The organism is Cupriavidus sp. NPDC089707, from assembly GCF_044748965.1.
Lineage (GTDB): Bacteria > Pseudomonadota > Gammaproteobacteria > Burkholderiales > Burkholderiaceae > Cupriavidus.
On record NZ_JBIVHB010000016.1, the window covers coordinates 117191 to 142498 of the forward strand.

Annotated in this window: 19 protein-coding genes and 1 pseudogene; 15 read left to right on the forward strand and 5 right to left on the reverse strand. The window is 66.8% G+C overall.

The window, feature by feature from the left end:
• The first annotated feature begins 12 nt into the window (after nt 1-12).
• Nucleotides 13-360: a hypothetical protein gene (locus ACIP1U_RS23135; protein WP_400319852.1), complete on the forward strand. Its 348-nt coding sequence runs from the start codon at nt 13-15 to the stop codon at nt 358-360.
• A 14-nt stretch (nt 361-374) separates the two neighbouring features.
• Here ACIP1U_RS23135 and ACIP1U_RS23140 read toward each other — a convergent pair whose 3' ends face one another.
• Nucleotides 375-1214: a penicillin-binding transpeptidase domain-containing protein gene (locus ACIP1U_RS23140; RefSeq protein WP_400319854.1), complete on the reverse strand. Its 840-nt coding sequence runs from the start codon at nt 1212-1214 to the stop codon at nt 375-377.
• 168 nt (nt 1215-1382) lie between these two features.
• On the opposite strand from ACIP1U_RS23140, the gene ACIP1U_RS23145 reads away from it, so the two are divergent.
• Nucleotides 1383-3038, forward strand: a complete 1656-nt coding sequence (locus ACIP1U_RS23145; protein WP_400319856.1) for a hypothetical protein — start codon at nt 1383-1385, stop codon at nt 3036-3038.
• A 79-nt stretch (nt 3039-3117) separates the two neighbouring features.
• On the opposite strand, the gene ACIP1U_RS23150 is transcribed toward ACIP1U_RS23145, so the two are convergent.
• Nucleotides 3118-3432, reverse strand: coding sequence for a zf-TFIIB domain-containing protein (locus tag ACIP1U_RS23150; protein WP_400319858.1), 315 nt, complete (start codon nt 3430-3432; stop codon nt 3118-3120).
• Between the two features lie 147 nt (nt 3433-3579).
• On the opposite strand from ACIP1U_RS23150, the gene ACIP1U_RS23155 reads away from it, so the two are divergent.
• Nucleotides 3580-4218 carry a M23 family metallopeptidase gene (locus ACIP1U_RS23155; RefSeq protein WP_400319861.1) on the forward strand — a complete coding sequence of 213 codons (639 nt, stop codon included), beginning with the start codon at nt 3580-3582 and terminating at the stop codon, nt 4216-4218.
• Nucleotides 4219-4243: 25 nt separating this feature from the next.
• Here the strand turns inward: ACIP1U_RS23155 and ACIP1U_RS23160 are convergent, their stop codons facing one another.
• Nucleotides 4244-4774: a thioredoxin family protein gene (locus ACIP1U_RS23160; protein ID WP_400319864.1), complete on the reverse strand. Its 531-nt coding sequence runs from the start codon at nt 4772-4774 to the stop codon at nt 4244-4246.
• A 535-nt stretch (nt 4775-5309) separates the two neighbouring features.
• On the opposite strand from ACIP1U_RS23160, the gene ACIP1U_RS23165 reads away from it, so the two are divergent.
• From ACIP1U_RS23165 to pgaD, 5 genes are all read left to right on the forward strand, one after another.
• On the forward strand, nt 5310-7121 hold the full coding sequence (locus ACIP1U_RS23165; protein WP_400319868.1) for a sulfatase-like hydrolase/transferase: 1812 nt from the start codon (nt 5310-5312) through the stop codon (nt 7119-7121).
• A 581-nt stretch (nt 7122-7702) separates the two neighbouring features.
• Entirely contained in the window at nt 7703-10219 is a 2517-nt protein-coding gene (gene pgaA, locus ACIP1U_RS23170; protein WP_400319870.1) for a poly-beta-1,6 N-acetyl-D-glucosamine export porin PgaA, read from the forward strand.
• A 23-nt stretch (nt 10220-10242) separates the two neighbouring features.
• Entirely contained in the window at nt 10243-12261 is a 2019-nt protein-coding gene (pgaB, locus tag ACIP1U_RS23175; RefSeq protein WP_400319872.1) for a poly-beta-1,6-N-acetyl-D-glucosamine N-deacetylase PgaB, read from the forward strand.
• The gene (pgaC, locus tag ACIP1U_RS23180) at nt 12258-13610 is read left to right on the forward strand and encodes a poly-beta-1,6-N-acetyl-D-glucosamine synthase (RefSeq protein ID WP_400319875.1); all 1353 of its coding nucleotides are present in this window, start codon (nt 12258-12260) and stop codon (nt 13608-13610) included. The genes pgaB and pgaC overlap by 4 nt, the downstream gene beginning before the upstream one ends.
• Nucleotides 13592-14086 carry a poly-beta-1,6-N-acetyl-D-glucosamine biosynthesis protein PgaD gene (gene pgaD / locus ACIP1U_RS23185; RefSeq protein ID WP_400319878.1) on the forward strand — a complete coding sequence of 165 codons (495 nt, stop codon included), beginning with the start codon at nt 13592-13594 and terminating at the stop codon, nt 14084-14086. The genes pgaC and pgaD overlap by 19 nt, the downstream gene beginning before the upstream one ends.
• Here the strand turns inward: pgaD and ACIP1U_RS23190 are convergent.
• A pseudogene (locus ACIP1U_RS23190) lies at nt 14043-14275 on the reverse strand (xanthine dehydrogenase family protein molybdopterin-binding subunit); the annotation flags it as partial. The gene pgaD and the pseudogene ACIP1U_RS23190 overlap by 44 nt on opposite strands.
• A 131-nt stretch (nt 14276-14406) precedes the next feature.
• Here ACIP1U_RS23190 and ACIP1U_RS23195 point away from each other — a divergent pair.
• The 7 genes from ACIP1U_RS23195 to oxlT all read left to right on the forward strand — a co-directional run bounded on the left by ACIP1U_RS23195 (nt 14407) and on the right by oxlT (nt 22957).
• A complete protein-coding gene (locus ACIP1U_RS23195; RefSeq protein ID WP_400319880.1) occupies nt 14407-15657 on the forward strand; it encodes a CaiB/BaiF CoA transferase family protein in 1251 nt (416 codons plus the stop codon).
• A complete protein-coding gene (locus tag ACIP1U_RS23200) occupies nt 15654-16421 on the forward strand; it encodes an enoyl-CoA hydratase/isomerase family protein (RefSeq protein WP_400319883.1) in 768 nt (255 codons plus the stop codon). Before ACIP1U_RS23195 ends, ACIP1U_RS23200 begins: the two co-directional genes overlap by 4 nt.
• A 16-nt stretch (nt 16422-16437) precedes the next feature.
• Nucleotides 16438-18261, forward strand: a complete 1824-nt coding sequence (locus ACIP1U_RS23205) for an acyclic terpene utilization AtuA family protein (RefSeq protein ID WP_400319886.1) — start codon at nt 16438-16440, stop codon at nt 18259-18261.
• Nucleotides 18258-19109, forward strand: a complete 852-nt coding sequence (locus ACIP1U_RS23210) for a GntR family transcriptional regulator (RefSeq protein ID WP_400319889.1) — start codon at nt 18258-18260, stop codon at nt 19107-19109. Before ACIP1U_RS23205 ends, ACIP1U_RS23210 begins: the two co-directional genes overlap by 4 nt.
• Entirely contained in the window at nt 19106-19861 is a 756-nt protein-coding gene (locus ACIP1U_RS23215) for a cupin domain-containing protein (protein ID WP_400319892.1), read from the forward strand. The genes ACIP1U_RS23210 and ACIP1U_RS23215 overlap by 4 nt, the downstream gene beginning before the upstream one ends.
• A 60-nt stretch (nt 19862-19921) precedes the next feature.
• The gene (locus ACIP1U_RS23220; protein WP_400319894.1) at nt 19922-20914 is read left to right on the forward strand and encodes a Bug family tripartite tricarboxylate transporter substrate binding protein; all 993 of its coding nucleotides are present in this window, start codon (nt 19922-19924) and stop codon (nt 20912-20914) included.
• 720 nt (nt 20915-21634) lie between these two features.
• The gene (gene oxlT, locus ACIP1U_RS23225) at nt 21635-22957 is read left to right on the forward strand and encodes an oxalate/formate MFS antiporter (RefSeq protein WP_400319896.1); all 1323 of its coding nucleotides are present in this window, start codon (nt 21635-21637) and stop codon (nt 22955-22957) included.
• A gap of 473 nt (nt 22958-23430) precedes the next feature.
• Here the strand turns inward: oxlT and ACIP1U_RS23230 are convergent, their stop codons facing one another.
• Nucleotides 23431-25203 (reverse strand): ShlB/FhaC/HecB family hemolysin secretion/activation protein, encoded by a 1773-nt coding sequence (locus tag ACIP1U_RS23230; RefSeq protein WP_400319899.1) that lies wholly within the window; start codon nt 25201-25203, stop codon nt 23431-23433.
• Nucleotides 25204-25308 lie beyond the last annotated feature (105 nt).

The following is a 25308-nucleotide window of genomic DNA, read 5'->3' on the forward strand; positions in this document are numbered from 1 at the left end:
CCGAGGCAAAAGATGAAGGCCCGCGCCGCCGATACTGGCCACTGGAGCCGCTACTACGTGCTGGATTTGAAGAACCGGCCGGTCGAGGTGACGGCCCGTGAGGAATGGGAGCGCTGGATGGCTGAAAACGATCCAGTGTTCCGCCGCACACTGCTGCAGGACAGCGGCGGCGTGGTGACCACGCGCTTTCGCGGACTGGCGCAGGCATCAGGCGACGCGCCGCTGTTCGTGACCCGTGTAACTGGTATGGGCGAGCAGGACAACGAAAGCTACGGCGCGCCGACGCTTGCTGCCGCGCTGGCGCTGCACGACGAAATCGTGAAGAAGCTTTTGCGGCAGCTCGGCGGGACGGTGCCGTAGGCGTCAGGTGCCACTCAATCCGGCAGCGCCCCGGCCTGCCGCAGCGCCGCGCGCGCGATCTCCATCCGCGCCTTGGCGTGCTCGGGCTTGATCAGGTCGAGATTGAGCGCGAACAGGTAGTTGTCGCCGCCGCGCTCCACCCACCCCACCAGCCATCCGACTGCCGGCTGCGCGGAATCGGCCCAGCCGGTCTTGCCGTGCAGCGTATAGCCTGCGGTGCGTTCGATCACCGTCAGCCGGTCCACGCCATCGAACGCGGCCGGTGAGAACGGCAGCGTGCGCTGCACCAGCCCTTTGAGGAAATCGATTTGCTGGTAGGCGGAGATCTGCAGCCTGCCATTGAGCCAGAAGCGATCGACCGGCCCCGAGCTGTCGGCATTGCCGTAATGCGAGGCGGTCAGGTAGCGCTGGTAGGCCTTGCTGCCGACCCGCCGCGCCAGCGCCTGGTAGGCGGGCACGCATGAGTTGGGGAAGGCCACGCGCAGCGGCACGTCGGCGTTGCAAGCTTCAGGCAGCACAGCCTTGCCGCCGACCAGCCAGACCTTGCCGTCCCACGGCAGTTTGTCGTGGTCGATATCGGCCACGGCGCCGCTGTCCAGGCCGATCAGCGAGTTCATGATCTTGAAGGTCGACGCAGGCGAGTACGGCGTGGCCGCGCGCACAGCGTTGTAGGTCAGCACGCGATCGCGGCGCAGGTCATGGATGACCATGGTGCCGGTGGTGCCGGCCTGGCGGAACAGCGCGTCTACATCGAGCGGCGCCGCTTTGGGTGCGGCGGTGGCGGGCAGGGCGGCGGCAAGCAGTGCGAGTCCCACGGCAACCGGGGACAGCAAACGGGCGATTCGGATAGGCATGGCAGTAGCGTGTTGGGTTGGATAGGAATCTTCTGGTGGCAATCCGGGCCCGGACCGTTGGTGCGCAGCATAGGAGAGCGCCCCACGCACGCCAACCGCGCACGCTGTAACTTGCGTAACATGACGGCGCTGCATCGCCCTGACCCTCAGCCTGCTACGACTTCAGCCATGCCCGCCGCCCTGCTTTGTATCGACGTCTGCGCCCCCTACCGTGTCAATGGCGAGCCCGCCCGCTTCCAGTCGGTCTGGCTGCTGGCGCGCGCCTGGCATGCGCAGCGCAGCGGCGGTGACGTGAAAGTGGCGGCAGTGCGCAGCGCCTTTCCGGCCGCCGCCAACCTGCGCATGCTGGTATCGCGCGCCTTCGCGGACTTTGCCCGGTGGGGCGTGACGCTGGGCTGGGGCGCGGACCGGCAACGCGACCCGGCAACGACCAATCCCGCGCAACGTAGCCGCGGACCGTTCTGGATGACGGCGGCGCAGGCCGCGCGGCTGCGCTTCGTCGCGCACGGACGCACGCTGGGCCCGGCGGCACTGGCGCGGCAGCTGGGCTTCGGCGATGCCGCGGCGCCAGTGTCCGGCATGCCGGACGGTGCGGCCTACGTGATGCGCGACATGGCCTTCTGGAGCGAACTGACGCAGGCCATGCGCAGCGCGCAGGACGGCTATGCCGGCGCGCAAGGCACCGCCGTGGCCGAAGCGTTCCGCACGGCGCAGCGCAGCGCCGGCGATCCGTTCCAGCAGGCGCTGTCGCTGCTAAAGGAAAGTTTGGCCTGGCGCCGCTGTGGCAGCCTTGAGCAGAGCCGCGCCGCGTTGGCCCGCTTTGATCGGCTGGCCCGGGCAGGCAGCCCCGGCGCCGCCATGCCCACCTTCGCGGCGATGGCGCACGTGGTGCGCGCCTGGGCCCGCTATACGCGCGGCGACCACGAGGGCGCAGGCGCCGGGCTGGCCGCACTGCGCGCGGATCCGGAGCTATCCCCGGCGGTGCGCTACAACCCGCGCCTGCGCTTCGAGGTGCTGAACCTGGAGGGGCTGCTGTACAAGGCCGGTGCGATGGGCAAGGCCGCTGCCGGCAAGGTGGCGCCGGCGCTGTCGGCGCAGCATGCCCTCGATGCCTTCGCGGCAGCGCTGCAAGCCGCTTACGAAGCCGATTCGGTCGACGCCGTACAGCATGCCGCGGCCAATATCGGCCTGTGCCTGTGGCTGTTCTGGCGCCATGGGCTGGTCGATCCCGGCCGCGCGCTCGATGCCGGCGCGGTGCAACGGCAGGCGATGCGCTGGCTGGGGTTGTCGGAATGGATCTGCGATCGCTTCGGGGTTGGCGGCGGCACCGCATGGAACGCGATCTTCCTGTTGCGCATCGCGCGCGGCAGCTGCGGGCCGGATGCGCCCGGCGATAGCGGAACCTGCGCAGGCGGGACCGGCGCAGGCAAGGGAGTGGAGAGCGTGGCCGCCTTTCGCCGCCAGCGCCCGCTGTCCGTGGCCGACGCCATCGATGCGCTGCGGCCCTTCCACGCGCCGTTTGCGCCGGCCAAGGGTTTCGTGCGTTGGTCGGCCGTGGCCGCCTTTGCGCTGGAGGACCACGACGCCGGCCATGTCAGCCTGGGGCCGTTGCAACTGGCCAATCTGTTGCTGGAGTCGGCCTGGTACCTGACACAAGAACAAGGCGCAACGGCGAAAGCCTGCGCGGCGGTGGAGCGGCTGGCAGCGCAGTTGCCGGCGCTGCGCGCGGCCGAGCGGGCGTTCTTTGCGGCGGAGATCCGCGCGCTGCCGCCGGAACTGCGCGACGCGGCGGCGGAGGTTGCGCGCCGGCGCCGCAAGGGATAGCGGGATCGCCGGCGCATCTGGGGGAATGCGCGGTAATGCGGCGGGGTATTGCGTGCAGCCAGCGGCGCGCAGCCAGCGTTCAGTCGAACAACTCGTGCCAGATGCTCTTCTTGCGATAGTGCTTCTGCTGGCGTTCGTCGTAATAGCGATCCCGGTCATGGTCACGAGGGCGGTCCCGCTCATGGCCGCGGTCCCGGTCGCCGTAGCCCTGCTGGGGCGGCGCGGCGGGCGCCATGGCCTGCGGCGCGGGCGCCGCGGCGACGGAGCGCTCCAGGATCTTGTCGAGCTCGCCGCGGTCCAGCCATACGCCGCGGCACTTCGGGCAGTAGTCGATCTCGATGCCCTGCCTTTCGGACATCACCAGTTGGGTTTGCGGGCACACCGGACAATCCATGCCTTCTCCTCGTTGCTGTCGATAAGTCGAGATATGACCAGCCCGCCCGATAATGGTTCGGCGGTGTGTGCCAGCCGCCCGCGCAGTGACGCGCGCGCCACGTGGCAGCGTGCGGAATTTGTCGGCCGTGCCGCCGTCGAAGCGGATATGCCTCAATTCGATCCCCATCGCGGACCGGCTCCGGACCCGACCGCTGAACCCGCATCGGCGCGGTACGGCGATGCGCCGGGCCGCCGGCCACTGGTCGGACGCCTGGTCTGGCCGGCGGTGGTGGCGGCCATTTTGTGGGCCGCGTGGCCATGGCTGCAGCCCCAGCTGGAACGCGCCATCTATGCGGCGCGGCTGGCGGCCCGCCCCGCGCCGACGGTGCTGCCGGTCCCGGTGCAAGGCGTCGCCGCGCGCGCACTGCGCGACACCTGGCATGGCGCGCGCTCCGGCGGGCGCAAGCATGAGGGCATCGACATCTTCGCGCCACGCGGCCGGCCGGTGCTGTCGGCTACGGAAGGCATCGTCTCGCGCGTCGGCACCAATTCGCTCGGCGGCAAGGTGGTATGGGTAATGGGACCGGGACGGCAGATGCATTACTACGCGCACCTCGACGACTACGCGGCGATACGCGCGGGCGATATCGTGGCTCCGGGCACGGTGCTCGGCTATGTCGGCACCACCGGCAACGCGCGCGGCACGCCGCCGCACCTGCACTACGGCATCTATGCCGCCGGGGGTGCGATCAACCCGTATCCGCTGCTGAAGCTGCCCCCGACGGCCAGCGCGCAGCGCCGCTAGCCGGGCCCGCCGCGCGCCGGACGGGTCAGCGCTTGGCGTCGGCCAGGGCCTTCTGGATGGCCGCTTCGGTCTGGGCATAGTTGCCTTCGCCGAAGTGCTTGTAAACGACATTGCCGCTGGCATCGACAAGATACAGCGCCGGCCAATACTGGTTGCGCCAGGCATTCCAGGTGGCGTACTTGTTGTCCTGCGCCACCGGGTAGCGGATATCGAAGCGCTTTAGCGCGGCCTGGACATTGGCGGTTGACTTTTCGAAGCCAAACTCCGGCGTATGCACGCCGACCACCACCAGCCCCTTGTCGCGGTATTTGTCGTACCACTGGCGCACATGGGGCAGGGTGCGGATGCAGTTGATGCAGTCGTGTGTCCAGAAATCGACCAGCACGACCTTGCCGCGCAGTCCGGCAAGGGTCAGCGGTTCGGAGTTGAGCCATTTCTCGATGCCGGTGAATTCCGGCGCCTTGCCGAAATCCGCCGACGCGGCGGCAGCGGGAGCGCCGTGGGTGGCGGCGAGGATGATGGTGGCGGCGAGCAGGGCGCGCAGGATGCGGTGCATGGTGCAGTCTCCGTGTCAGACAGTCGAGGAAGGATTCAGCGAGAACAATTCAGCCAGGGATTTCAGGTCAGGGAAACCGCCGACGCCAGCCACGCGGCGGCGCGGTTGTCGTACTGGCCGTCGTAGGCGATCAGCAGCATTGGAGCGCCTGCACGTATCCCGCTTGTTTCCGTGCAGCGGCCAGCATGCAATATTTCGTGTCCGGTGCCGCGCCAGATACAGTGCGATACAAAAGTGGCGGGGTGGTCGCGGCAGAGGCCGACCGCTCCTCGGCTCTGGAAATGGACGCCTACGTGGTCGGATTGCATTGTCAATCGGGCACGCCAGATTCCGATGGATGACGCGGGCATGACGGTACTCTGGCAGGCGCTAAAGCCTCGAATCCCGCATTGGTGCGATAGCCAACACTGCAGCCATTCCCTCTGCGCGAAGCCGATAGCGCCATTGATAGACTATGTCTTACCGGTCAGACCCCGGCACGCCGCCCGTCGGCGTCGCGGCTGATGTGGTCAGTCCGCTTTGCGCAAGGGGCACCATGGGCAACGATGCACAGCAGGGCGCCGCACTGAGCCGGCGCGATTTCCTCCGCGTTGCAGGTTCTGGCGCCGTGGCGCTGGGCGTCGGGGCGGGCGCAAGCGCGGCATCCGCAGCGACAGCGTCCGGCGCGTTGCCGCAATCCGCAGGGCAGAAGGGTGCAGCCGCTGGCCCCTACAACATCCTGCTGATCCTCGTCGATCAGGAGCGCTTCTTTCAGCCCGGCGAACTGCCGGCGGGCTTCGAGCTGCCGGCGCACCGGCGCCTAATGAAGCGTGGCACCACTTTTGTGAACCACCGCATAAATTCCTGCGTCTGCACGCCGTCCCGCTCGGTGCTCTACACCGGCCAGCACATCCAGCAGACGCGGATGTTCGACAACACAAACTTCCCGTGGATCGGGAGTATGTCGACGGACATTCTCACGCTGGGCCACAGGCTGCGACAGGCGGGGTATTACACGGCGTACAAGGGAAAATGGCACCTGACCAAGGAGTTCGAAACGGTCAACAAGCTCGGCACCCCGACCAAGATCTTCACGTCGGAGATGGAGGCCTACGGCTTTTCCGATTACGTCGGCATTGGCGACATCATCGCCCACACCCGCGGCGGATACGCGCACGATGGCGTGATTGCCGCCATGAGCACCAGCTGGCTGCGCAGCAAGGGGCGCGACCTGACCGCGGAGGGCAAGCAGTGGTTTCTGGCGGTGAACCTGGTGAACCCGCACGATGTGATGTTCTACGACACCGACCCGCCTGGCGACCCGGTGCAGACGCAGCGCGGCATTACCCACGTGGCGCGCGAACCGCTGGATCCGCTGTATGCGACACAGTGGAAATTCGAACTGCCGGCAAGCCACGCGCAGGCGCTGGACGCACCGGGACGCCCGCAGGCGCATCGGGACTTCCTGCGCTCGCACGATGCGCTGGTTGGCGAAATTCCCAACGAGGTCGGGCGCTGGCGCCGGCGGCATAACTATTACCTGAACTGCATGCGGGACGTGGACCGCAATATCGCGGCCGTGCTGGCAGAGCTGGATGCAGCAGGCCTGACGGAAAAGACCATCATCATACTGACGTCCGATCACGGCGATATGGACGGCGCCCACCAGCTGCATGCCAAGGGCGCCGTTTCGTACCGCGAACAAAACAACGTGCCGCTGGTCATTGCGCATCCGGCTTATCGCGGCGGCGGGCAGTGCCGGGCGGTTACCTCTCACCTGGATATTGCGCCGACGCTGGTTTCCATGACGGGTGTGTCGGCCGACAAGCGCGCCGGCCTTGTCAAAGGGCTGCCGGGCAAGGACTTGTCCGGGCTGCTTGCCGCGCCCGAGAGGGCAGAGTTCAGCGCCATCCGCGACGGCGCGCTGTTCTGCTACAACATGCTTGCCTATCTGGATGGTGATTTCCTGTTCAAGGCCACTGCCTTCGTACAGAAAGGCGGCAAGCCGGACCAGATCAAGAGCGCGGGCATCCGGCCCGACCTGATGAAGCGCGGCGCTGTGCGCGCTGTCTATGATGGCCGGTACAGTTTTGCGCGCTACTTTTCTCCCAAGCAGCACAACCGGCCGACGACGCTGGAAGAGCTCGTTCGCTTCAATGACCTGGAACTGTATGACTTGCAAGTGGACCGGTTCGAGATGGTGAATCTGGCTGCCAGTGGCGCGCAGCATCGCGAGCTCATCCTCGCCATGAACGAAAAGCTGAACCGCCTGATCGACACGGAGGTGGGCGAGGATCGCGGACAGATGCTCCCCGGCGGCATTGATGCGGGATGGGAAGTCACGGCGGAAACGATGGCAGGCGCCTGAGGTACCGGCTGGTGCCGAAGGCATATGCAAGCCCGCAAAAAATAAAGATACTCGTGCGCGAGGGACTAAGTCATATTTGCGAATGTCGCGACAAGGCCCGGCTCAAAAAACTCCCAGAAGCTCGCGCGGCACCAGGCCAAGCCGGGCAAGGCGTTCCGGCCAGAACTGGGTAATGTTTCCCCCGAACGGGGATTGTCCTGAATCACGGAATGCGGCCAGAATCCGCACCGGGAATTTGATGCAGGTTGTAAATTTGTTTGCGAATGTTCACGATTTGATTTTCGCGGCGCCATTACACTTTCCCCTGATTTGCGGCAACGCACCCCGCCACTGGCGGCGGTAGCGTCTGCACGACGCCAGGCCCATCGCGGGCTGGCCATCCGGCGTGGTTCCTCGGTGCCCGCCGGATCCCGTAGGCCTGTCCTGCCGCCTCTCTCCTGCGGCCAGGTCCGATCGGGTTCCGTGTCTCCGTGCCGCATGTCATCTGCCGATAACGGACCCCAGGCGCGCGCACGCTTCCAGCAGGCGGGCCGGCGCTCGGGCATGAAAAGAGACAGGCTGCGAATCCCATGGATTCACTGATGACGCAACCTTCGTGTGCCGGCACCCGTCCCGCCCTGCGTGGGACCTTGCGCCGGCGCATGCCGGCCGGGCTCGCGGCCGGCGTGGCGGCGGCACTTTGCTGCATGCCGGCACCCGCGCAGGCTGACGCCGAATACGACGCCCTGATCCAGCGCGCCCGCGCCGGTGACTACACCAGTGCGCTGACGATGCTGCGCGAGCGCGTCGCCAGCGCTCCCTCGGACCGGCGCGCGGCGTTTGACCGGATCATCATCGCCGGCTGGGCCGGAGGTTTCGATGAGGTGCTGGCCGCTTACGGAGAGCTGGAGCAAGCGGGCGCCGCGCGCACCGCGCCGCCGCAGGTGCTGGCCGCGGCGGCGGGCGCGCTGCGCGACGAGAAGCGCTGGGATGAGGCGCTGGCGCGCTACCGCGAAGGACGCCAGCGTTTCCCCGCCGAGCCGGTGTTTGCGCTGGGCGAGGTTGGCGTGCTGGCCGACAGCGGACAGGCCGCGCAAGCCGTCGCCGCGGGCCAGGCACTGGTGCGCAAGCAGCCGGATGACGTCGACAGCCGTCTGGCGCTGGCCTATGCGCAGGCGCGCGCCGGCGAACCGTACGAGGCCTTGTTTGAAGTCGATCAGGCCTATACCCGAGCGCCCAAACGCGCCGACGCCGTGCGCGCATACGTGGGCGCGCTGCAGCGCGCCGGGCTGCCCGATGCCGCGCTGCGCGTGGCGGGCGAGCATCCGGCACTGTTTGACACCGCGGCCCGCCAGACGCTGGAACTGGATGCCACCGCCGAACTGGTGCGGCTCGCCGACATGCCTGTGCGGATGGAGGCCGAGCGCTTTGCCATCGCCGACCGCGCGCTGGCGCGCTATGACGCGCTTCTGCCTGCACTGCAGGCGCAGGGCCTGAAGGAAGGGCAAGGCGAGGCCCTGTACCGCCGCGCCCGCATCGACCGCCTCGGCGCGCTGCATGCGCGCTTTCGCATGCAAGACGTGGTCGACAGCTACGAGGCGCTGCGCGCCGAGGGTGTCGCCGTACCCGTCTACGCGCTGGGCGACGTTGCCTCGGCCTACCTCTATCTGCGTCACCCCGAGCAGGCCGCGGAGCTGTTCCGTCAGGTGCGCGAAGCCTACCCGCACGGGCTCGACCCCGAAACGCGCCTGAAGGCCCAGACCGGCCTGTACTACGCGAATGCAGAAGCCGAAGCCTTCGACCCGGCGGGCGAGGTGGTGAGCGAGGCCCGCGCCGAGCAGCCGCAATGGCGCTGGGTGCGGGGCCAGCCGACGCGCCAGCCCAACGACCTGTGGCTGTCCGCCGAGCAGACCGCCACGCGCGCGCGCCTGCAGGCAGACGATACCCCGCAGGCCCAGCAGCGCACGGAAGACCTGGTGCGCAACGCGCCCGGCCATTCTGGCTTGCGCGCGGGCCTGGCCAATGTCTACCTGGCGCGCGGCTGGCCGCGCGCCGCCGAGCAGGAGCTGAAGGCCGCCGAAACGGTGACGCCGCGCGCGCTCGCGGTGGAAGTGCAGCAGGGCCACGCCGCGCTCGACCTGCAGGAATGGCGCCAGGCGGAAATGCTGCGCGACGATACCCTGGCGCGCTTCCCGGAAGACCTGACCGCCCGCCGCCTGGCGCGCGAGTGGGCCGTGCACAACAAGGCCGAACTGCGCATCGAAGGGTATCGCGGCCTGGCCAATGACAGCCCCGTGGTGGGCGACGGCAACTTCGGCATCGAGTCGGTGCTGTACACGCCGCCAATCAACTATGACTGGCGTGCCTTCGGCGGCGTGGGCTATGCCACCGGCCGCTTCGACGAAGGGCGTGTCGACTACCGCTGGGCCCGCGCCGGCGTGCAGCGGCGCGTGCGCGACCTGACCGTCGAGGCCGAGCTGTCCACGCACTGGTATGGCTATGGCGCGCGCCAGGGCGGCCGGGTGGCGGTGGACTATGACCTGGACGACCGCTGGCGCATCGGCGCTTCGGCCGCGATGCGCTCGACCGCGACGCCGCTGCAGGCGCTGCTCAACGGCGTCTATGCCAACAACGTGCAGGTCTACGGCCGCTGGCGCGCGAGTGAGGCCAGCGAGTGGATGCTGACGGTGGCGCCGTCGCACTTCAGCGACGGCAATGACCGGCTCGAAGGCGGCATCTCCGGCGTGCAGCGGGTCTACACCGCGCCGCACCTGAAGGCCGACCTGCTGGTGGACCTGTGGAGTTCGCGCAACAGCCGCACCGACGTGTCGTACTACAGCCCGCGCGCGGACCTGACGGTGCTGCCGTCGGCCCGGCTCACGCACACGCTGTACCGCCGCTACGAGACCGCCTGGGAACAGCAGTTCCTGGCGGGTGCCGGCGCGTACAGCCAGCAAGGCTTCGGCACCGGCGCGATCCTGCTGCTCGGCTACGGCCAGCGCTTTCGGACCAACGACGTGTTCGACGTGGGCGCCACCGTCACCGCCACCAGCCGGCCCTATGACGGCCAGCGCGAGCGCGAGCTGCGCATCGTGTTCGACCTGACCTATCGATTCTGACCGATTCTGACCCTGAACCCGCCATGACACGATTCCCGCAGCGCGCCTGGCGCCGCCTGCTCTGGCTGCTGCTCGCCACATGCCTGCTGGCCGGCTGCGCCAAGGACATCCCGGTGTTCACGCCGCCGGCGCAGCGCCCGCTCGCCGCCGCCGAACAGCCCTGGCCGGACAACCACCTGGTGGTGCTGGCCTACCACGACGTCGAAGACAAGGACCCCGACCAGGCCTACCTGAGCGTGCGTACCGATCACCTGATCGGCCAGCTTGCCTGGCTGCGCGAGAACGGATACCAGGCGGTCTCGGTCGACCAGGTGCTGGCCGCGCGCCGCGGCGGCAAGCCGTTGCCGGCGCGCGCGGTGCTGCTCACCTTCGATGACGGCTACCGCAGCTTCCATGCGCGTGTGCTGCCGATCCTGAAGGCGTATCGCTGGCCCGCGGTGCTGGCACCGGTCGGCGCGTGGCTCGATACACCGGCGGACCAGCCGGTCGACTTTGGCGGCACGCCGACCGCGCGGGATCGCCTGCTGACCTGGCAGCAACTGCGTGAAATCTCTGCCTCCGGGCTGGTCGAGATCGGCGCGCACACGGACGCCTTGCACTACGGCATCAACGCCAACCCGCAAGGCAATACCGAGCCGGCCGCCGCGGTGCGCGGCTTCGATGCCGGCACCGGCCGCTATGAAACCGACGCCGCCTACGAGACGCGCGTGCGCACCGACGTGCAGCGCATCACGAAGAAGATCCACGCCGTCACCGGCAAGCCGGTGCGCGTGTGGATCTGGCCGTACGGCGCCGAAGGCGGCACCGCGCTGCGCATCATCGGCGAGAACGGCTACGAGATGGCGCTGACGCTGGAAGACGGCCTGGCCAAGGTCGACAAGCTGATGTCCGGCGCACGCATGCTGCTTGCCGACGACCCGGGCCTGCGCGCGTTCGCGCAATCGGTGGCGACGATGGAAGAGCCGAGCGCCATGCGCGTCGCGCACGTCGACCTGGACTATGTCTATGACCCGGACCCCGCCCAGCTCAACCGCAACCTCGACCAGCTAGTGCAGCGCATCTACGACCTGAAGATCAACACGGTCTTCCTGCAGGCCTTCTCCGATGAAGACGGCGACGGCCTGGTCAAGTCGGTGTACTTCCCGAACCGCTGGCTGCCGATGCGCGCCGACCTGTTCAACCGCGTGGCGTGGCAGCTCGACAACCGCACCAACGTCAAGGTCTACGCCTGGATGCCGGTGCTGAGCTTCGACATGGACCCGTCGCTGCCGCGCGTGACGCGCTGGGATCCGGCCACCAGCCGCGCCGAGGTCGACGCGAAGCAGTACCGCCGCCTGTCGCCGTTCGACCCGACGGCGCGCCAGCGCATCACCGAGGTCTATGAAGACCTGGCCCGCCACGCCTTCTTCGAGGGCATCCTGTTCCATGACGACGCCGTCCTCAGCGACTTCGAGGACGCCAGCGCGCCGGCACTGGCCGCGTACCGCAAGGCGGGGCTGCCGGACAACATTGCCGCGCTGCGCGCCGACCCGGAAACCATGCAGCGCTGGACGCGCATGAAGAGCCGTGCGCTGGTCGATTTCACGCAGGCGCTGACGCAGCGCGTGCGCGCTATCCGCGGCCCGGCGATCAAGACCGCGCGCAATATCTTCGCCATGCCCATCCTGCAGCCGGAGAGCGAAGCCTGGTTCGCGCAGAACCTCGACGACTTCCTGGCCGCGTACGACTGGACCGCGCCGATGGCAATGCCGTACATGGAGCAGGTGCCGCGCGGCAAGGAGAACCAGTGGCTCGACCGCATCGTCGATGCGGTGGCGCAGCGTCCCGACGCGCTGCGGCGCACGGTATTCGAGCTGCAGGCGCGCGACTGGCGCAAGCCAGAGACGCCCGTCGACAGCAAGGTACTGGCCGGCTGGATGCAGCGCCTGCAGCAGCGGGGCGCGCGCAGCTTCGGCTACTACCCCGACGACTTCCTGAACAACCAGCCCCGGCTCGACGTGATCCGCCCGGCGCTGTCTAACGCCTGGTACCCCGCACCATGATCGAAAGACTGTTTGCCCTGGTCATCCTGTGCCTCGCGCTGGCGCTGCCGTTCGCGCTGGCCGCGCTTGCCACCGGCGACCTGTTGCTGGCCTTCGTGTTCTTCTATCCGCTGTTCATGTCCGGCTTGTGGATGGCCGGCGGCGTGTACTTCTGGCTGCACTGGGAGCGCAAGTGGCAGTGGGGCGAGAACCGCGTGCCGCCTGACGTGCAAGGTTCGCCGTTCATCTCGATCCTGGTGCCGTGCTACAACGAAGAGCAGAGCGGCGAAGAGACGCTGCTGGCCGCGCTGGGACAGCGCTATCCCAACTTTGAAGTGATCGCCATCAACGACGGCTCGCGCGACGGCACCGGCGCCGTGCTGGAAGCGCTGGCGCAGCGCCATGAACGGTTGCGCGTGGTGCACCTGGCGCAGAACCAGGGCAAGGCGATGGCGCTGCGCATGGGCGCGCTGGCCGCGCGCGGCGAATACCTGGTCTGCATCGACGGCGACGCCGCGCTGGACCCGGACGCCGCGGCCTACCTGGTCGCGCCGATGGTGGCCAACCCGCGCGTGGGCGCGGTCACCGGCAACCCGCGCATCCGCACGCGCTCGACGCTGGTGGGGCGCATCCAGGTCGGCGAGTTTTCGTCGATCATCGGCCTGATCAAGCGCACCCAGCGCGTCTATGGCCAGGTCTTTACCGTGTCTGGCGTGGTCGCCGCGTTCCGTCGCCGCGCGCTGGACCGCGTCGGCTACTGGAGCCTGGACATGATCACCGAGGACATCGACATCAGCTGGAAGCTGCAACGCGACCACTGGTCGATCTTCTATGAGCCGCGCGCACTGTGCTGGATCCTGATGCCCGAGACCGTGCGCGGCCTGTTCAAGCAGCGGCTGCGCTGGGCCCAGGGCGGGGCCGAAGTGTTCATGAAGAACGTGCGCTCGATCTGGATCTGGCGCCACCGCCGGCTGTGGCCGCTGATGGCGGAGTACTGCCTGTCGGCAAGCTGGGCCTTTGCCTTTGCCATGTCGATCGTGCTGTGGGCGCTGGGGCATTTCATCGAACTGCCGGCGCATATCCGCATCCAGAAGCTGATGCCGCCGGGCTTTACCGGCATGGTGCTGGCCGCCGTCTGCATTCTGCAGTTCATGATCAGCGTGGCGATCGACCGGCGCTATGAGCCGCGCCTGGGACGCACCTTGTACTGGATCATCTGGTACCCGCTGGCGTACTGGCTGGTCGGCATGTTCACCACGCTGCTGGCCTTCCCCAAGGTCATGCTCAAGACCCGGCGCAAGCGTGCGCGCTGGGACAGTCCCGATCGCGGCATCCAATCGATGAAATCGTCATGCATCCCGAAAACATGATCATCCGTACCCGGCGCGCACCGCTGCGCTGGGCGTTCGACGCGGTGTTGACCGCGCTGGCGTGGATCGGCTTCTTCTACCTCTTCGCCAGCGGCATCCGCGACATCCTGCTGGAAGCTTCCAGCGGCCCCGACGTGCCGTTCTGGTCCGCGCTGATGCCCACCATGGGCACGCTGTCGGTGTACGTGCTGGTGGGCGTGTTCAACGGCGTGGTGCTGCTGTTGTGGGCCCTGTACAACCAGTTCCGCTTCGCCGGCATGGACCGCCGCAAGCCGCTGCCTCCGCTGGGCGACGACGAGCTGGTGGCCAGCTTCGGCCTGCCGGGACAGCGCGTTGAGGCGCTTCAGCAGGCCAAGGCGGCGGTCATCGACCACGACCACGACGGCGGCATTGCCGGCGTACGGCTGGGATACGAATGGACTGTCGCGCCGGTCAAGCCTGCCGTGGCAGCTTCGGCAGAAGCTTGTCCAGCGTGATCGGGTAGTCGCGCACGCGCACGCCGCAGGCATCGTGGACCGATTGGCGACGGCCGCCGCCACGCCGGCGATGCCCAGCTCGCCCACACCCTTGGCCTTGATCGGCGAAGAGAGCGGGTTTGTCTCATCGAGGAATACGGCCTCCTGGTGCGGAATATCGCCACGCACCGGCACCTCGTAGCCGGCCACTCGTAGCCGGCCAGGCCCTGCCCATCACCTGGCGCGCCGGCTTGGGACGGCACGCGTGCGCCCCAGCTTGCAAAATCCATTCGAACTGCATATAGTCCTATCTATAGAACTATAGAAACAAGGAAATGAGGATGGAGACCCGTACCGGTGCATTGGCTGGTGTGAAGGTGGTGGACATCACCGCCGTATTCATGGGGCCCTCGGCCACGCAGATGCTCGGCGACCTTGGCGCCGACGTGATCAAGGTAGAACCCCCTGGCGGCGACAGTACCCGCGCCATCGGCCCGTGCGGCAAGGACAAGATGGGCCCGCTCTTCCTCGGGCTGAACCGCAACAAGCGCAGCATCGTGCTGGACCTCAAATCCCCTGAAGGACGGCAGGCGCTGCTGCGCCTGGTCGAGGATGCCGACGTGCTCGCCTACAACGTCAGGCCGCAAGCCATGCAGCGGTTGGGGCTGGATTACGAAACCCTGGCCGCGATCAACCCGCGGCTGGTCTATGTGGGCATGTTCGGCTTCTCGCAACGGGGACGCTATGCCCCGCAGGCCGCGTTCGACGACCTGATCCAGGCCGCCACCGGCTTGCCCCAGGCCGTGGCCATGGGCACCGGCGACATTCCGCGCTACCTGCCGCTGACCATCGCGGACCGTTCGGTCGGCCTGTATGCGTTCGGCGTGATCTGTGCCGCGCTCTATGCGCAGGCGCGTACCGGCAAGGGGCAGCGCGTCGACGTGCCGATGTTTGAGACCATGGTCCCGTACGTGATGGGCGACCACCTTTACGGCGAGACCTTCGTGCCACCCAGGGGCGGATTCGGCTACCCGCGCTTGCTGTCGCCGGAGCGCCGGCCGTACCGCACGCGCGACGGCCATGTCTGCTGCCTGATCTATCACGACCACCACTGGCGCGCCTTCCTCGAAGTGATCGGCAAAGCTGAGCTGTATGACAGCGACCCGCGCTTTGCCGATATCACCACCCGCACGGCGCACATCACCGATCTCTACGCCATGGTCAGCGACGAGATGGCCAGGCGCACCACCGCGGAATGGCAGGACTTGCTCAAGGAGGCCGATATTCCCGTGTTCCCCATGCATACCTTTGAATCGCTGCTCGACGATCCGCATTTGCATGACATCGGCTTCTTCAGCGAGTCGGAGCATCCGGCTGTCGGCCGCATCCGCGAAATGGCCGTCCCGAGCGAATGGCACGGCACGCCGCCGGGCGCGCGCCGCCACGCGCCGGTGCTGGGCGAGCACAGCCGCGAAGTCTTGCGCGAAGCCGGCTATGGCGACGCGCAGATCGACACACTGATGGCCTGCGGCGCATCGCGCGAGCCTGCCGCCGTCGCCACCACCGTTCCCTCCACCGGAGACCGCGCATGAACGCCGAACTGTTGAGCGAAGTCCGCGGCCCGGTGCTGTGGTTGACCATCAACCGGCCGGAACGGCGCAATGCGATCAGCCCCGCGGTGCTGGACGGCTTGCATGCGGGCATCGAACAAGCGGAGCGCGATGACACGATCCGGGCCGTGGTGATCACGGGCACAGGCGAGCAGGCCTTTTGTGCTGGCGCCGACCTGCAGACCGGAAAATCCTTTGCCTTCGACTATGCCGAACCCGCGCAGCGCCTGGCCAACCTGCTGCGGCGCGCGCGCCAGGCCACCGTGCCGCTGGTGGCGCGCGTCAACGGCGCCTGCATGGCGGGCGGCATGGGCTTGATGGCGATGTGCGACCTGGCGGTGGCCAGCGAACGCGCGGTGTTCGGGCTGCCGGAAGTCAAGGTTGGCGTATTTCCGGCGCAGGTATTGAGCGTGCTGCAGCAGCTGGTGCCGCGCCGCCTGCTCAACGAATTGTGCCTGTGCGGCGAGCCGCTAGACGCTCGGCAAGCACTCCAGGCCGGCCTGGTCAACTACGTCAGCGCCGACCTGGATGGCAAGCTTGACTGGCTGCTGGGCCGCCTGCTGGACAAATCGCCGACGGCGATCAAGCGCGGGCTTTACACCCTCAAGCACATCGACACCATGCCGTTCGAGCAGTCGATGGCATTCACCGAAAGCCAGATCGGCCTGCTCGCCATGACCGCGGACGCGCGCGAAGGGCAGCTTGCATTTCGCGAGAAGCGCAAGCCCGAGTGGACCGGCAAGTAAGCAAGGAGGCAGCAGCATGCAAGACAAGACAGAGACAGCGCACGCAGCCCGCACCGTCCCTACCGTGCGGATAGGCGGCGCCTCCGGCTTCTGGGGCGACAGCAGCATCGCTGCGCCGCAACTGGTGCGCCACGGCGACATCGATTACCTGGTGTTCGACTACCTGGCCGAGCTGACCATGTCGATCCTGGCCGCGGCACGGCTGCGCAAGCCCGAACTCGGCTATGCCACCGACTTTGTCGCGGTAACGATGAAAAGCCTGCTGCGCGAGATCGTCGCGCGCAACATCCGCGTGGTCAGCAATGCCGGCGGCATCAACCCGCATGGCTGCGCGCGGGCGCTAGCCGCGATCGCGGCAGAGCAGGGCGTGCCAGTGCATATCGCGGTGGTGGAGGGCGACGACGTCATGCCGCAACTTGCCGAGTTGCGCCAGGCCGGCGTCACCGACCTGCAGAAAGGACAACGCCTTCCGGAAAAGGTGGTCAGCGCCAACGCCTACCTGGGCGCATTGCCGATCCGCCAGGCGCTCGACCAGGGCGCGCAGATCGTGATTACCGGCCGCTGCGTGGACAGCGCGGTAACGCTGGGGGTGCTGATGCACGAGTTCGGCTGGAAGCCGGACGACTATGACCGGCTGGCGCAGGGCAGCCTGGCGGGCCATATCATCGAGTGCGGCTGCCAGGCCACCGGCGGGATGCATACCGACTGGGAGAGCGTGCCGGACTGGCCCAACATCGGCTATCCCGTGGTGGAGTGCAGTCCTGACGGCAGCTTCGCGGTCGGCAAGCCGCCGGGCACCGGCGGGCTGGTCAGCACCGCTACCGTTGGTGAACAAATCCTGTACGAAATCGGCGATCCCGCAGCCTACCTGCTGCCCGACGTCACCTGCGATTTCACCCAGGTGGCGCTGCGCCAGGCGGGACCCGACCTGGTGCACGTCAGCGGGGCGCGCGGCCGCGCGCCTGGCGGCAGCTACAAGGTCAGCGCCACCTATGTCGACGGCTATCGCTGCAATGCGCAGCTGACCATTGTCGGCATCGATGCCGTGGCCAAGGCCGAGCGCACCGCCGAAGCGATCTTGTCGCGAACCCGCAGCCTCTTCGCCGAGCATGGCTGGGGCGACTACACGCGCACCCGGGCCGAAGTGCTCGGTGCGGAATCGTGTTACGGCCCGCACGCCGCGGCGCGCGCCACGCGCGAGGCCATCATGCGGCTGGCGGTAATGCATGCGGAAAAGGACGCGCTGGAACTGTTCGCGCGCGAGATTGCCGCGGCCGGCACCAGCTGGGCGCCTGGCACCACCGGATCGGGCGGCGGGCGCGCCAGCCCGTCGCCTTCGGTCCGGCAGTATGCGTTTCTGCTCGACAAGACAAGGCTCGCGCCGGCGGTCGTCATGGACGGCGTGCGCACGCCGGTGGCGATCCCGGTGCCGGCCGGCAACGCCGCGCCGGTATGGTCCACTGCGGCCGGCGATGCCGCCGGCGCCGGGGCGGTGCCCGCGGGCGACCGCATCGAAGTCCCGCTGATCCGTCTCGCCTACGGCCGCAGCGGCGACAAGGGCGATATCTCCAACATCGGCCTGATCGCGCGCCAGCCGGCCTATCTGCCGGTACTGCGCGCGGAAGTCACCGCGGCGCGCGTCGCGGAGTGGCTCGGCCACCTGGTGCGGGGGCCGGTGTCGCGCCATGAGCTGCCGGGCTTTGACGCGCTCAACTTTGTCTGCGAGCAAGCGCTCGACGGCGGCGGGATGGCCTCGCTGCGCAATGATCCGCTCGGCAAGGGCATGGCGCAGATCCTGCTGTCAATGCCCGTGAGCGTGCCCCGGAGCCTGCTGCCATGACGCGTGCCACGGCAGCCAGTCCTGCCGCCGGCGACAGCGCCGTGCTGCCCGACGACAATGCCGGCGGCGTGACCCGCTACCGCCAGCTCGCCAGCGTATTGCGCCACAAGATCGTCGCAGGCGAATATCCCGTGGGATTCCAGTTGCCCACGGTCGAGCAACTGGCACAGGCATACGGCATCGCCAAGGTCACCGTGCGCCAGGCTTACGCCTTGCTGACTGAAGAGGGCCTGATCACCAGCCAGCGCGGGCGCGGCACGCACGTGATCATGGTACCGTCCGGCCCCGGCGAGGGCATGCGCTCGGCCATCAATGATGTGTCCGTGGGCCCGAACGCGCTTGAAATCCGCATCCTCGAGAAGCGCAAGGAAGCCGGGCTGCCACCCGGGCTCGCCGGCAGCGGGGTACCAATGGAAGGCGGCTACGTGATGCTGCGCAAGCTGCATGTGCACGACGGCATGCCGTTCTGCCTGATCGAGCTGTATGTTGCCGCGAAGGTGTTTGCAAGCTTTCCGCGCGGCGGCGAGAAGCACCACAAGATCGCGCACCTGCTGCGCCAGTCGCAGGGCGAGCGCCTCGGCATGATGCGCCAGACCATGACGGTGGAACCCGCCGACGCGGTGCTGGCGCGCGAGCTGGACTATGCCTTCGCCGCACCCGTGGCCCGCATCGTGCGGACGACGCTCGATATCGACGGCAACGTGCTGACGGCCGGCGTGTTCTGGTATCGCGGCGACCGCTTCATCCTCGACGTGGAAATGCCGGCGATGCTCACCGAACGCTATCCCGACCTGGCGATCCCCAAGTCCGCCGCCAGGCCCGACATCCAGAACGGAGACCTCGCATGAACTGTCCTTACGTCAGGCGTGCCGCCGAGGTGCCGGCCTATTCGCCGGCCAATCACACCGGCACCTCCAACCAGCGCGTGATCGGCCGGGAGACCGTTGGCGCGCAGCGGGTCGAGGTGCTGCTCGGCACCATCACCCGCGGGCATGGCGCGTTGCCGCATGCGCATCCGGATCTGGAGCAGGCATCCTGCCTGCTGGCCGGCGCGGGCATCGGCGAAGTCGCGGGCAGGCAACGCCGCCTGGAGGCCGGCGACTGGAGCTTCAATCCCATGGGCGTGTTCCATCGCTTCGAGGTGGTGAGCGACGAACCGGTGCAGGTCATGGTGGTGTACGCGCCGCCGTACAGCGAAAACCCCAACGCGGCGCTGACGGCAACCGGCGCGGACGACCCGCGCTGCCATGCGCGGGACGATAGCGTGCGTGACGTTCCGCAGCACGAAGCGCCGGCCGGCCTGCCGCATTACCACGGCGTACTTGCGCGGCCCGTCATCACGCGCGACACCGTTGGCGCCCGTCACCTGGATATCCGCGCACTATCGCTCGACGCCGACGGCGGCGCGCAGGCACATGCGATCCCCGGCACGGAACAAGTGCTGTACCTCCAGCAAGGCGCCATTCACGGCGAGATCAACGGGCAGCCTTTCCGCGCGGGTGCGCGCGACTGGGTGTTCGTGCCGGAAGGCGGCACGTTGCACTTCCAGGCCGGCGGCGGACCGTGCCGGGCCATCCTGGTACGGGCGCACGACGGCTGAGTCCGCGGGTCGCCAGCCAATCGATTCACACAACAGATGCCAAAGGCACGAGGAGACAACATGATTCATCGAATCCGGCTGCGCACGGTTGCCTGCGCGATGCTGCCAATGCTGGCCGCGGCCATTTCCCCAGGAAGCGCTGCGGCAGCCAACGCCGGCGATTATCCCGAAAAGGCCGTCCGCGTCATCGTGCCATTCCCGGCGGGAAGCGGCACGGATAACAGTGCCCGCTTTATCGGCGAACGCATCACCGCGCAGACCGGTAAGCCCATCGTGGTAGACAACCGTCCCGGCGCCAATGGCTTTATTGCCGCCAAGGCCGTTGCCACGGCGGCTGGCGACGGCTACACCATGCTGGTCACCACCAATACCACCCATGCTGCCAATGCCTCGCTGTTCAAGAAGCTGCCATACGATCCCGTCAAAGACTTCGCGCCGGCTTCGCTGATCGCCAAGAGCGGGCTGGTGCTGGTGGTGCCGCCCGACAGCCCGGTGCGCACGCTGGCCGACCTGACCGCGCTGGCAAAGTCGCGGCAAGGCCAGCTTACCTTTGCGAGCGGCAGTTCTTCGACACGCATTGCCAGCGAGCTGTACAAGATGATGGCTGGTGTGCAGGCCTTGCATGTGCCATACAAGGGGGTGCCGCTGGCGCTCACCGATCTGATGGGCCACCAGGTCGACTTCATGATCTCCGACATCTCGCCCGCGATGACGCTGATCCAGGGTGGCAAGCTGCGAGCGGTCGCGGTGACCACCGCACAGCGCAATCCTGTGCTCAGAGACGTGCCGACCATGGCCGAAAGCGGCCTGCCCGGCTATGAAATGGTGGCCTGGTCTGCTGCATTCTTCCCTGCGGGGACACCCGGGCCAGTCGTGGAGCGAATGAGCCGGTTGATCGCCAGGGGCCTGGATGGCCCGGCGGCGACGGATTACTTTGCGCGCACCGGCAGCCAGCCTGCGTCATCGACTCCGGAAGAGCTGGCCGCCTTCGTGCGGAGTGAAACGCAGAAGTGGGCGAAGGTGATCAAGGCAGCCGGGATTGAGCCTGAGTGAATGTGGCGCCTTCGCGGCAGCCATGGGGGAGGCCCTCGTGCTATCGGACACAGACAACGGGTAATCCACTAGGCGCGGCCTTGTTTATTTGCTCCGGATAATCGCTTATAAATACGGGGACATGCTGCGGCTGATGTCCCGCATCATGACTCCGCCCGCCGGGACGCCTGCGGGCTTTTTTTTATCCTCAATTATTCGCGGTCGATATTAATCGGGAATCTTATTTTGCCGATTTCTGATTCGGTCTGGTGAAAACCCTGATTTTTCCCGGAACATTACAAAATCGCAATGTTCCGCGGTTGGCCAGCATTTGACATGCATTTGGCCAAGTCGTCAACACTTCCCTCAAAGCCGCTCCAGCATTGGCTTTTCAGGAGCATGACGCACTTATTCATGCGTCTTTCTCACTGATGCGTAAATAGCCTGAATCCGGTTTTCCAGCCATATCCCTCATTAATCCGCGGGCTAGTGAAAACCCTGCTGCTGGTTCGTCTTGTACTTCCTTGATATATCACATACTGTGTATCCCATCGCATCTCGTAGTTTTGAAAAAAGGTGAGTGCGGGAGACGTCGATATGGCGTCGCGATAAAAGGCAGTTAATGCCCACGACACAGGAGACAGAAAATGCCAGGAGCCACCTGCATATTGACGCGCATGGCGTCCCCACCTTCGTCCATCCCCACGGATTCCCCGAAACCCACGGTTCAAGGAGCGCGCTATGAGTAACGCAACGGCAGGGGCCCTGCACCCCAATCAACCCGCGTCGGATTCCACGCGCTGGATCCAGCTGCTCGTCGGCGTGGTCTGCATGATCGCCACCGCGAACATCCAGTACGCCTGGACACTGTTCGTGCCTGAAATTCAGGATACCTACGGCTGGTCACGCGCCAGCATCCAGATTGCCTTTACCGTGTTCGTGCTGGTGCAGACCTGGCTGGCGCCCATCGAGGGCTACTTCATCGACAAATTCGGGCCCCGGCTGATGGTCGCCTTCGGCGCGCTCTTTATCGGCGCGGCGTGGTGCATCAACTCGCAGGCGACCACGCTGATGGGCTTCTATGTCGGCGCTGCCGTCGGCGGCCTGGGCGTGGGCTCGATCTACGCGACCTGCATCAACAACGCGCTCAAGTGGTTCCCGGACCGCCGCGGCCTCGCGGTCGGCCTGACCGCCGGCGGCTATGGCGCGGGTTCGGCGGCGACCATCCTGCCGATCGCGGCGATGATCGAGTCGCAGGGCTTCCAGCACACCTTCATGTTCTTCGGCCTGCTGCAAGGGTCGCTGGCCTTCGTCGCGGCCTGGTTCCTGCGTTCGCCCAAGACCGGCGAAGTGCGGGCGTCGAAGAAGCTGGCGCAGGCCACGCGCGACTACACCCTCAAGGAAGCGCTGAGCACCAGGCTGTTCTGGCTGATGCTGGTGATGTTTGTGCTGGTGGTCACCGGCGGCATGATGGCCGTGGCACAGCTGGGCGTCATCGCCAAGGATCTGGGCGTGAAGGAGTTCCAGGTCGACCTGCACTTCTTCGTGATGGCTGCGTTGCCGCTCGCCCTGATGCTGGACCGCATCATGAACGGCATCTCGCGTCCGCTGTTCGGCTGGATCTCGGACAACATCGGCCGCGAGAAGACGATGGTGATCGCCTTCACGCTGGAAGGGCTGGGCATCATCGCGCTGGGCTACTTCGGGAGCAACCCGTACGCCTTCCTGATCCTGTCCGGCGTGGTGTTCCTGGCCTGGGGCGAGGTCTACTCGCTGTTCTCGGCACTGGCGGGCGATGCCTTCGGCACCAAGCACATCGGCAAGATCTACGGCGTGCTGTACACCGCCAAGGGCATCGGCGCACTGTTCGTGCCGATCGGCAACCTGCTGATGGAAGCCACCGGCACGTGGTCGACGGTGCTCTACACGGTGGCGGTGATGGACCTGACCGCGGCGTTCCTGGCAATCGCAGTGCTGCGGCCGGTGCTTGCCTCGCACGTCGCAACATCGAGGCAGCAGTTTGCGAAGGAATCTGCTGCAGCCGGCGCGCAAGTGGCGGCGTAATCCGAGCAGCGAATCAGATAGATCGATCCACTGGTAGCAGACTGGGCGGGCTTCTTCGGAAGCCCGCCGTTTTTTGTGGCGCTCAGGCAAGGACGGCCCCAGGCCTCAACGATTGCGGCGATCAGTCAGCCCTGATTCCCTTGTCCGCAATCACCTTCCCCCACTTGGTGTCTTCATCGCGCAAGCGCTTGACAAACGCACCGGGCGGCAGGTGGCAACTGCGCGCAACCGGCGGCGGCCAGCACAGAGCGGGACCACATATCGGGCCGCTATGCCGCCGATCGCGCTGCCCAGCAGGGTACCGGCACCGGTTTGCATAGATTGGATCATGAAACCGATTCCACGGTACCGAACCGGATCACCTGTTCATTCTGTGCCTGGCCGGAAGTGTAGACGCTGGCACAGCCTTGGAGGACCGCGGTGGATGACCTCGGAAAGAACTACAGCTTCATGGTCAGTCTACGTTTGCTTCATCAGTATTGGTAAGTCACTTGCAGACCGCCTGTCACCCCAGCAGTATGAAACGCAGCAGGCTTGTAGATCGGAACGCCGGCAAACAGGTCATAGGACAGCCGGCCAAAGCCTGAGCCGAAGCCGCCACGCACGCCGATCACCGCCCCGGCCAGTTGCCTGCCCACCAGCACGGCGGTAGACGGGCCGAAGACACGGCCATAGTCCACGCCAGCGTAGATGGACTGCCCGGTGGCGCCAATCGGCGCTTGCAGCTCGTTGCGCCAATTGAAGCCGCTGTCGCCAGCGAGCAGGTTTTCGCCATCGAAGCCGCGCACCGTGTAGCGGCTGCCGATGGTCATCATGTCGAGTGCATAGAGGCGGTCGCCGGTGTACTGGCCCCGGAAGGTGGTCACGTAGCGCAGCGGCTGGCCGCCCAGCTGGAACGGCACCGAAAAGTTGGCGTCCGCCACCACCATGCGGTAGCGCCAGGTTGGGCCGCCATCGACCGCCAGCGCGTCCGGCTGCGAGCCAAGGCCGCCAATGCCCTGGCGGTAAACGAGGCTGCCGTCGAACTGCGCGGCGCCGAAATAGTGGCGGTCGGTGAAGCCGGCCTCCAGCACCGTGTTGTTGCGATGCTGCTGTTCGATCTCGGTATCCTCGATGAAGCTCTTGCCAAAGCGGCGTGATAGGCGGAACTGCACGCCGAGCACGTCGTTCTGGCTGCGGCGGATCACGCGATGCAGCTTGAGGTCGACGGTCTGCGACCTGCCGCTGGAGATAAACGTCTGGTTGACGCCCGCGATCTGCTGGTAGTAGTTGTTCGAGTAGGCCGAGAGCGTGGCGGTCCAATAGCCCCACGGCACCAAGTAGAAGCCGTTCCAGCCGCGCGTGCCGTGCTGCTTGTTGCTGAACTCCACGTCCTGCATGTAGCCGACGTTGAACAGGTCGTTCAGGCCCAGCGGGTTGTCGATGCCGACACTGAGGTTGCCCACCCACTTGCCAGTGGCGCGCGTGCCGGAGTTATCGAGCGAGGCCACCACGGTCCACGGCTTGGCGCGCTTGACCGTTATGACCACGTCGCTGACGCCCGGTATCTGGGTGGGCACCACCTGCATGTCAGCGTCCTGGCTGGCCACGCGTTTCATCTGTTCCAGTCCTTGCTCCAGATCGCGCAGGTTCAGCAAATCGCCCGCGCGGGCGGGGAAGGCGGATTTCCAAGTGCCGCGCGTGTCCGGATCGGCGAAGCGCAGCTCACCGATCACGCCAGGAATCAGGGACAGGCGCAGCGTGCCGGTGCTCATATCCTGCTGCGGCAGCAGCACGCGCGTGGTGACGTAGCCCCGGCTCAGGATGGCATGCGACACGCCCTTGGTCAGCAGCTCCAGTCCCTGCTTGCCAACGCACTCGCCCTGGTAGTGCTCCAGCCAGGCACGGGCGAAGGTGAACGGGTCTTGCGGCAGCGCCGAGGCGCCTTGTGCCTGTGACGAGGCGGGCAGGTCGGGTGGCACTTCCAGTACGAAGCGGTCGATGCGGAAGCACGGTGTTTCCGTCGGCAGGGGCGGGTATTCAACCGGCGCAACGTCTTGCGCGCGCACGCCCGGCGCCTGGACCGCCTGGGCGCGCTCCCGGGCTTCCTGCTGCTGGCGGGTCCGCTGCTCTTGCTCAGCGGCGGTGGTCAAAGCTTGGCCGGGCAATGCTTGGGCGAGAGCAAGCGAGGGCAGCGATAGCAGAAACGAGACAAATGGGGTGACGCCGCGTGCCTTGCTGCCCGCGCCAGTTTGACAATATGACATGTGATCTACGCGGCGTTGTTGCATAAATCGAGATTGAAAACAGGGGCTCCTTGGTGAGGCTGAACTCAGGCGATACAAACGGATTGCGGGCGAGCGAGCGCGACC